General features: G+C 38.4%; 5 protein-coding genes. All 5 read right to left on the reverse strand.

Features of this window, described 5'->3' with window-relative positions; genetic code table 11:
• Positions 1-254 precede the first annotated feature (254 nt).
• Positions 255-2,051, reverse strand: coding sequence for a hypothetical protein (locus AC3DU7_RS15150; RefSeq protein WP_488040162.1), 1,797 nt, complete (start codon positions 2,049-2,051; stop codon positions 255-257).
• 44 nt (positions 2,052-2,095) lie between these two features.
• The gene (locus AC3DU7_RS15155) at positions 2,096-3,532 is read right to left on the reverse strand and encodes a hypothetical protein (protein ID WP_488040163.1); all 1,437 of its coding nucleotides are present in this window, start codon (positions 3,530-3,532) and stop codon (positions 2,096-2,098) included.
• A 290-nt stretch (positions 3,533-3,822) separates the two neighbouring features.
• Positions 3,823-5,562 carry a hypothetical protein gene (locus tag AC3DU7_RS15160; RefSeq protein ID WP_488040164.1) on the reverse strand — a complete coding sequence of 580 codons (1,740 nt, stop codon included), beginning with the start codon at positions 5,560-5,562 and terminating at the stop codon, positions 3,823-3,825.
• A gap of 26 nt (positions 5,563-5,588) precedes the next feature.
• On the reverse strand, positions 5,589-6,662 hold the full coding sequence (locus AC3DU7_RS15165) for a zinc ribbon domain-containing protein (protein ID WP_488040165.1): 1,074 nt from the start codon (positions 6,660-6,662) through the stop codon (positions 5,589-5,591).
• A gap of 205 nt (positions 6,663-6,867) precedes the next feature.
• The gene (locus AC3DU7_RS15170) at positions 6,868-10,134 is read right to left on the reverse strand and encodes a hypothetical protein (protein ID WP_488040166.1); all 3,267 of its coding nucleotides are present in this window, start codon (positions 10,132-10,134) and stop codon (positions 6,868-6,870) included.
• Positions 10,135-10,190: the final 56 nt, after the last annotated feature.

Below are 10,190 nucleotides of genomic sequence, written 5' to 3' on the forward strand. Positions count from 1 at the left end.
TAATAATTTGCTCTATTGATTTTATTAATTTTCAAAGAATATAATACCGTTTCATAGAACTCAAAAGTTAAAAGTTAAAAGTTACAGCGGTCTCCACTGTTATGAGGTACACCCATCGCGGGCAAGATGCCCGCACTACAATATTTTCACTATAGCAATAATAGTAAGTATTTTAGAGGCTCAAGTCCAACTACAAACCAAAATTTTATTATCAGTAATTATCCAAACATGATATTACTTTTGACTTTTAACCTTTAACTTTCTGTTGCCTGATTTTCATTTTCAGAGTTGTTGTCATCCTCTAACTTCTTAGATTCAAACTTCAATACGCCCAATTTTACAACTTTCCATTTACCTCCATCTCCTGTAGGTTCGACTTTCGCTGGTTTCAGCAATTGAAACTGCTTCAGCTCTCCCGACCAATTTCCATAACATTCAAACAAACCTTCCACATTTTCATTCTTATCTGGGTTAATATTAGTATTCGGTGTATTCGGTTTAGGAGCTAAATAGTCACCGCTTTCCTCAGATAATATCCAATAATGTCCCCATTTATCTTTTTCCAAAACAACTGCATCGCTGCTCTCATTGACTTTTACTGTTGTATATCTCACTGTTGTATAGCTCTTCGATCGCCAACTACGACTGCTATTGTAAAGTTCTACCAAAATAGCTTCTTCAGGTGGTAGTGGTGGCTTTGGTGGCTCTGGTGGCTCTGGTGGCTCTGTTGGCTTTGGTGGCTTTGTTGGCTTTGGTGGCTTTGGTGGCTCTGTTGGCTTTGGTGGCTCTGTTGGCTTTGGTGGCTTTGTTGGCTCTGGTGGCTTTGTTGGCTCTGTTGGCTTTGGTGGCTTTGTTGGCTCTGGTGGCTTTGTTGGCTCTGGTGGCTTTGTTGCCACTTCTATCTGTATCCACTTAACCACACCAGGCTCGATCAACCGCCAACTTTCACCGAATGGAGATACTTTAGCAGGTTTGAGGAGTAACAGTTTGCTAGACTCTTCCTGGGAACCTTGATATTTAAACAATCTGACAAAATTTTTTTCATTATATTGGTTAAGTTTGATATCCTGTTTAGGAATCAGATAGTTGTCACTTCCTTGGGATATTATATAACAATTTCCCTTTTGGTTAGTTTCAAAAACTATCTCCTGAGTGAATTGATTAATACTTGCTTCTGTTCCCGATACTGTTCTCGCTCTTTCTAATAAGGAATCTGGGTTTGCATTATAAGTTGCTGCTAACTCAGCTTCTTGCCAACTTAGATTGATATCTGTTAACGATGAGGGAGATGATAACTCTTTTGAGGAGGAAGATTTTTCAATTTTCTCTAACCTTTCTGTCAGCGAACTAATCTGTTGAGAAATTCTCTCCAAGAGTTCCTCTTGACTACTCTGTTGAGACAATTTTTCCGAAAGCTCCTGCAATTTTGTTTCTATGGTTGATAACTGAGATTGAAGACCCACCTGCTCTTGATTCCCTACCTCTACTTGCTCCTTCAAATTTGCCACTATTTCTGGCAACTCAGACTCTGGATTTTCCATAGGATCAGTTTTTTGCGATAATTTTTCCGAAAGCTCCTGCAAATTTGTTTCTATCATTGATAACTGAGATTTCTCAACCACCTGTTCTTTATTTCCCGCTACCACTTGCTCGGTCAAATCATTCAACTTTTCTACTATTTCTAGCGATCGCTCTTGTTGAAATTGCTGGAATTCTGCTTGCAGTTGATCGTACTTTTCTGTATAATTATCTAATTTCGATTCCAATAGCGATCGCTCTTGTTGAGATTGCTGGAATTCTGCTTGTAACTTTTCGTATTCTTCTCTCAATTGTTGTAATTGAGATTCCTGTTCCTTTAGTAACAGTGCTGTTTTTGATGACGCTTGCCACATTCGTCTCGCCCAATTTTCTACTTGTTTAAGAGCATCCGACGAACTCAACCCTGAACTTCCACCACTGCTGGAATCAAGCTTTAAGTACCAACCGCAGGTAAGGCAAAAATTCACCTGTTCCTGTTGATATTCTGTATTGCAAACCGGACAATTTGGCATTAGTTATCCTCCCATTTATAAATTTACTTTAAGTTTACTGCCTATTAATAAAATTGCAGCACACCAGGTTCGACAAGTTGCCACATTCCACCAGAAATAGCAGATACTCTTGCTGGTTTTATTAGTTTAAACCCGGAGTATTCAGGTATGTATCCTTGACACTCAAATAAATCTGCAACTGTACTCCTGTTATATTCATTAATTTTGATGTTATGTTTAGGAACTATGTAATCAATCCCACCCTCATTTAATATCCAATAGTTCCCCTTGCGAAATTTCTGAAAAGTTGCTCCTTGACTGCCATACCGATGACGTTGGTCAATGCTTTGGTCTGTTTCCGAGACCTCTATAGGATTTTCTAACAAAGAACGGGGGTTTTTATTATATTCTGATATCAACTGAAGAGTGGGCGAGTCTGTAAGCTCTTTATTATCAGCATTATCATTTGGAATCTTTACTTGCTGACTTTGTTGGATATCGTTTGTTTGGTTTTGTAGGTTCCTCCATTGAGTCTCCCATAAATTAGACATTTTTTCTAGTTTCTCATAAATATCCTCTACTTTATCGTCTACTGCAAAAATAAGTTCTTGAATGTCGAAATTATCAGTTGAGTTAGCAATATTATTTCTTTCCTGAGTTAACTTCTTCCTCCTTCGAGATTGCGATGCCTCAACCACTAAGTTTAACATTATTCCTGCTAGTACCAAAACTATTATGATAACTAATATCCATAACATTAATAGTGAAGTTTTCAACTGATTTAATCCATTAGAAATGTTCTTTAATTCATTGTTTAACTTCTCTATTTCTATCTCATTCTTATTAACTAAAGCTTTTGTATTCAGAGCCTCAATAGTTTTTGTAGAAGGTAGTTTTCTCACTTGTTCTGTCGCTTTAGAAAGCTGAGTAAGTTTATCTTCTAGCTGTTGACCCTTCCCTCTCAAGGACTCCTTTATTCTTGCTCTGGTATTTGGACCTAATGCTCCATAAAATGGATCGCTTGGACCACTAACAAGATATCCCAAATTTATTTGTAATTTACCAATTGTCTCTTTGCCTAATCCCTCTTTTAACTGTTCAGTGATTGGTTTAATCTCCTTGACAATTAGATTTATCTCATCAAAAAGCTCTGAAACTTGGGCATTAGTTGTTGGCAAATTGTTTTTATATTGGTTAACTTTTGCTTCAATTTCTTTGAGTTTTTGATTAATTTCATAAGTATTTAGTGATTCCCGAGCCTTTAAGTCATTTCTTACTTCGTAGATTTCTCCAAGAAAAATTTTTACTAATTCTTGAAATTGTTTGTATGTTTCTTGAATATCCTTAAGGCTTTCTTCTAAATTTTGACTATCTGGATTTGAAAGATTTTCTGTTAGTTCCTTGCTGGATAAAAAATTCGCTGCTTCGAGGGGATTGCTCGCTAAAAAAACAGGAATTAAAAGCAAAGATAGTAATAATTTTATGTCACTACTTTTCCACATAAAAGCTCACTTTTTTATTAAATAAATATCCCCAAAAAAAGTTCTGATACCCTTATTGCACTGTTCCAAAAATACTAATTTTGGAAAGGTATAATAAATAAACTGATAAACTTTTGTATCCTTTTCACTCCACAATTATCTAACTTATAATTGACCAAAAAATAAGGGATCAAGCCTCCCCTTTCAAGGAGATGAAAAAAATAAAGTTCAATATTTCAATCCCAATACTTTAACTAGAGGTACTGATAACTGATAACTGAAATGACTTACCCAAGAAATTAAATTGCCTATTAATAAAATTGCAGTACACCAAGTTCCACAAGTTGCCAAACTTCACCTCTCGATACACAAGAAACTATCGCTGGTTTTATTAGTTTAAACCCAGAATATTCAGGTCGATATCCCTGACATTCAAATAAATTTGTAACTGTCTCCAAGCTATACTCATTAATTTTGATGTTATTTTTAGGAACCATGTAATCATTCCCACCCTCATTTAAGATCCAATAGTTTCCCTTACGATTTTTCTGAAGAATTGCTCCTTGACCGCCACCCAAACGACGTTGGTCAATGCTTTGGTCTGTTTCCGAAACCTCTATAGCATCTCTTGATAACAAACGGGGGTTTTGCTGATAGGTTGATATTAATTGAAGACCTGAAGAGCCAGCATATTGATTAGCAGATGTTTGTCGATTCATTTGAGGTTCTGGTGTTACTGGACTAGGCGAATAATTGTTTGTTCTTGGAGCTTCCGTATAACCTCCAGCTACATTATCTGGAGTCCTTAGTTGCTGATTTTGTTGTCTCTGATTTATTTGACTTTGTAGCTTTCTCAGTTCACCATCACACCATTTAGAAATTTCTTGTAATTGCCTAGATATTTCCTTGACTTCATGTTCTAATTTAAAAATAGACTTTCTATTATCGGCATTATTGTCTGTAGTCTTTACTGGCTGATTTTGTTGGAGCTTGATTACTTGATTTTGTAATTTTTCCCTTTCAGAATCCCAGGTTTTATACCTTTTTTCTAATTCCTCATAAAAATCTTCTACTTTGTCGTCTACTTCAAAAATAAGTTCTTGAATGTCGGAATTACCAGTCGAGTTACCAGCATTATTTCTTTCCCGAATTAACTTTTTCCTCTTTCGAGATTTTAATTCCTCAAACAATAACTTTAATATTATTCCTGCTAGTACCAAAACTATTATGACAACTAATATCCTTAATATTAGTAGTGAAGTTTCCAACTGATTTAATTCACTAGGAATATATTGTAATTCATTGTTGAAGTTCTTTAAGTTGGTTATTTCTGCCTGATTATTTTTAACTATAGCTAACAATTCTTCATTTCTTGCTTCCAAATCAGCTATTTTTCTAGTCAATTCATTATCATTTTCATCAGGAATGACAGATGAAGGTGCGACAATTTGACGAAGAGAGATAATTTTATCTTTTAGCTGTTCGCTGTTTTCTTCCAGTAACCCATTTACTGCACCTTGAGTACCTGGACCTAACAGTCCGAAATAATTTACATTTCGACTTGAAATAACTTTCAGATATAGCTGTAGTTCACCAATTGCCTCTTTGCCTAATCCATCTTTTAACTGTTCAGTTATTGGTTTAATGTTTTGGATATTTTGATTTATATCATTAAAAATTTGCTCTAAATTTCCTTCATTTCCAGTTTGAAAAATTTGCTCTCTATAATCCCTAACTTTTGTTTCTAGTTCTGTTAGTTTTTGATTAACTTCAGAACTATTTACTAATTCTCTTTCTTTCAAACCATCTTTTGCTGCAACGACATCGTTCATGAAATTCTCTAATGACGTTTGAAATTCATTGTGAATTGTTTCAACATCGTTAAAGCTTTTCTCTAAATCTACGTTTCCATTGGAAATATCTGATGTTTCCTCCGTACTAACTTCTAGTTTTGAGTCTGTTGGCGCACAAGCAACTAAAGAAGCAGACATTAACAAAAAAGCCAGCAATAAACTGTAAATACTTTTCCAATTGTGTATCTTTTTCCACATAATAACTAACCTCTTAATTCGATAGATTAATCAATAAATTCCAATTTTCCTGGCTCAGACAATTGCCACTTTTCTTCTTCTATTGAAGAAACTTTAGCAGGTTTTAATAGTTCAAATTTATCCTTATATCCTTCACTATTTGCACTTTGACACTCAAACAATTTTTCCAGAGTCTCGTTACTATATTCATTAAATTTTATCGTATCGCTAGGAACTAAATACTGTGAAGTACCTTGTTTTAATATCCAATAGTTACCCCTGCGCTTTGGTTTGAGAACTGGTTGACCAACACCCAAACGACTGTTATCAATACTCTCTTCTGTTGCTGAAACCGTTATCGCATTTTTTGATAAAATAGCACGTTTTTCTGGGTCTTTATAGTCTTTCAACAACTGTTCTTCTTGACTGAGAGGTAATTTACCTTCCTCCTCTGTTTCTGCGATAGTAGCTGGTTTTGTAGGTGTTTGCTGCTTTCCTGGCGGGATTACTGTTGTTGTCGATGGCAGATATTCTGGATAATTTTGTACCCATCCTCCCAACAGACTAAACAACTGTTTGATTGGCTTCAACCCATTTTCCAACTGTTGTTGGAACTCCTGTTTTAGTTCTGATATCTGGTTATTAATTTGGCTGATTTCTCCTCTTTCTGCTTCTAAAGAGGCAGAATTGTTTTTCTGGTTCTGACTTAATTCTTGCAACTCAGACTGGAGCGATGCTATCGTTTGGTTCTGGTGTCGCTGCTCCTGTTTTAATTGCTCCAATCGCACAACAATATCTTCATCTTCTTGATATTGCAATTTAGTCAATTGTTGATTGCGTAAAGCATCCTGTGCCAAATTCTCTCTTTCTGCTGCTTGAGTTTGTTCCTCTGAGTTTTTTCCCGCTTGCTCGAAATCATAATCAGTTGGGGATTCGACATAACTCACCGATAGTTCTCCTGATTCTTGCTTCTCCTCATCTGTCTTATTTACAGGAGCTTTATTCCCCCTAAACTCTAAAAATTTCTCACTAGGCGAAGCATCTGGCAGCTTAAAACCACAACTTGAACAAAAATTATCCTGCTCCTTTACCTCAGCACCGCACTTTGGACAGTTACTCATATTTCTTACTAAGCTCCTTAACTTTTCTAAAATGGTATGTTGCGACAATTGTTCACTTTTACAGCCAGTGATTAAAGCTATCTAACGCATCCTAACAACAACGCAAATTATACGATCGCGGATTCAGACATATCTAGCTATTAGTATTCCTAGAACTCAAATATCTGGCTGCAAGTCTCCAGACTTCCAGCCAGAATTAGACCATCTATTTACCTGCCCACTCCTTAGCTAAAACCTTCAACAGAGCCTTCAACCCCATAATAAACGGCGGTTCCACACGAATGTCATCAGTTTCCCCCTTCATATTCAACAAAACGTTCGTCAACTCCCTCTCCGTATCCCGCCACAGACCCTGGTTATAAGCCGATTCTGGCTCTTCTCCTGGTTCATCTCCCAATTCGTAATCCTGTAGAGGGAGAATTTCCTCAATCTTCAACTCCTTCAAAGACACATGAAAATCGTCTAGAAACGTTCTTAACTGTTTTAAATCGCGAATTTCTAACTGCTGAATATTCCCCTCAAACTTTAAGCGGTCTGTCCAGTCGATGAACTCTCCATTAATTTCACAATTTTCTCCCGCAATCAACGGATCTTCAGTTTTCCTATCCAATCCTGTCAACCGAGTACGACCCAAGACTAAACCGCAAGCTACCTCATCTTTTGGTCTCTGACTCAATCGCGTTTTTTCCAGCACGCGATCGTCAAATCCAGAGCCTTTAGTCAACATCTGACTCAACAGATCGTTAACTTCCGAAGAGGGAATAAATTTACCCCTTTCAGCCAACCAATTTAACAGTCGAGAGCCATTTCCGCCGATATAAACCGGAGTAATTTCCCGACTTTGGTATTTTCCTTCTTGTTCCAGAACTCCCAAAACTATCCCTACATAGTAGTACAATCCGCCCATACCAATTGCCATCAATTGGAGCAAACCTTGGAACTTCGGATCGTCTTCTGCAAAATCTCTTTTATTTTTCAGCCAATTTTCGCTTTCCAGACGCAGAAATACATCCAATTTGGCACTGAACTTGTCTTCAGTTAATCGAGCCCACTCGTTCAGATTCTGCTCAAATATCTGGGCGAAAAAATTTGGATTTAATTCCAAGAAATCTGATAACAAATGACGACCAGCTAATAAAACCGAACATTGATGAATGAGCTTGTTTTTGTACCAAACCGAAATATCTGAAGTACCACCTCCCATATCAATACAGGTTGTTCGGATTAAATCATGTTTTTCCTGGTCTGCAAAATATTGAGCGATCGCCAAACTCTCACTTTTGAATAACCCTACATCATTTGAATCGGGGCAAATGTGTCTAATTCCAGTTTGAGCTTGAAGTTCCTCAGTCAAATCTTGCCAGGTTTTAGCATACCGATTTTTGTCACGACGAGAAAAAGCAGTAGGATAGGAAATACACCACTGAATCTGTTGGACTCCTTGTTTAGCTGCGATCGCGCTAATATGCAAAGCTAAGTGTTTCAAAAACAACTTGTTGGGAATGTAATTTTTCCACTTTAGGTCTGTTTCTATCCAACTCCGGAGCGGTTCAAACCTGTTGCGATCGGGAACATAAATCCTACCATTAATAATTGGGAAATCTGGGTTTTGCGTCTTGTCTGGTTTCCCCCTAGTTGTCAGCACACTAGACAAGGGTAACGGTTTGTCAGCAGGGATAAAGCTCTCCGGAACAAAGTATTCAAACAACACAGGTTTGCGCGTTTCTGTCAAAACCTCTGTCACCTTCAAATGCAAGTTCTCCAACTTCAATTGCTCCGATAAATCGTTGCTATTGACATAAATATTGGTGAAAGAAGTCCCGAAATCTACCCCCACTTTCCATCGATCTCCCAACCTAACTTTCTCTGGACTTTTCAGCATGATCAAACCGATGGGATTTCTCGAACTATCCTGGCATTCAATAAAACTGGGAAATTCTTCTAGGTAAGTTATTTGATAAGCACCCCTGCCATCTACAAAAGGATGATGTTCTTTCGCTTCCGGTAGGTTCACCTGGAAAGTATCCTCTCCATGTTCAGCATCATAATAAAAAGCATAATAAGAGCGCCATCCCTCAGCCCGGAAGTTCGGCCACACTTCCAATACCGGCACTTCGGGCAAAGCGTTTTCCTCTTTTATCGGATAATCCTTAAAAATCCGATAGTTCTGAGGCTGCTGAGGGTCATCTGTCATCCCCGACAGAGGCAAATCTAGGGTTACTCGCACTTGGGGTCCATCGTTGCTATTTATTTGAGCAAGTTCAACCTTGGTGATTAAATCTTCCGGGGTAAAATAGTCTAGGAGTATAGGATCGAGCGGTATCAGGGGCGTAATGGTTTGACCCTGAAAAGTTAACTTCGTCCCTGACGGTAGGAAAGCTCCCGGTAAAGCCTCATCTTGGTCTACAAACCGAAATTCTTTCAGAAATAAATCCTTAGATTCCTTCCACTTAACATCTTGCCAGGTAATTTTGCCGTTATACAAATCTTGTATTTGTAGCGAAGCCAGAGTCTGCTCTTCGTGTATCCAAATATCTTGAGGCAGCTTTCCCCAAGCTGGAGAAATGTCCTGGTCAATAATCAATAGAGGTTTTGCCTGTGCCTTACTTTGACTGGGAACTAAGCGAACCCAAGAAGACTGAGCCTCAGCTTTCACCGGACGATTAATACCTTCCAACACCCCTCGGTTAATGGCAACACCAAAAAACTGAGGATTGTTGCTCAAGTTCAGACGCTGATCCGGGCGAGACCCCAAACTTTTTTGGAACTCGTCTAATAACCCGCTGATGGAATCAATTGCTTCTGCTTCACCCCTGTAGTTGTGTAAAATTCCCTGCAAATTTTCCAGCCAGCGCCAAAGGAGTGCCTTCTCGCTGACATTGAGATGTCCTTGAGGAGACTCCAACTGACCCGTTAGTTTGTTCCACCAAGGCAAGCCATCCCATTTTCCTTCTTCAGAGGGGGCCACAATGGTACTAGGGGTGCTAAGACCCACGGGTTTTTCATTCCACAGAAATATATAAACGTCTTGCCAGGGGTTTTTGCCATCTAAAGCATACAGAGCTTTAACTGGATCGGGCAGCAGTTCGTATAGAGAACGAGCAAAAGGGTTTTTGTCTCTCTCTAGCCCCAAGTCCAAAAATTGAGCAGTTATTGGAAACCGCCGTACTTCCGCCAGAGCAACTGCCGCCAACATCCCCTGCCACTGTTGGACCATTTCTGCCCGGATGGGATAATAGGGATTATGTAAAGCCATCTCCATAGATAGGGGACGAGCCCACATAGTCGGTACAGAACTAACGCTTTTCACCGCTCCTGGAGCTTTATAATCCAGACTAGAAGCCACGTCTTGAAAAGCTTTTTTTGGTTGAGCATCCCATTTACCAGGAGTATCGCTAGCTCTAACATCGCTATCCCGCTTTAACTTGGGCAGGACTAAAACATAACTCTTGTTAACTTGTGTTCCTGTCATTTCAGTTATCAGTTATTAGTTATCACTACCTCTGGTTTCAGCCAGAAGCTTTTCAG

It is taken from the genome of Okeania sp. (assembly GCF_983059655.1).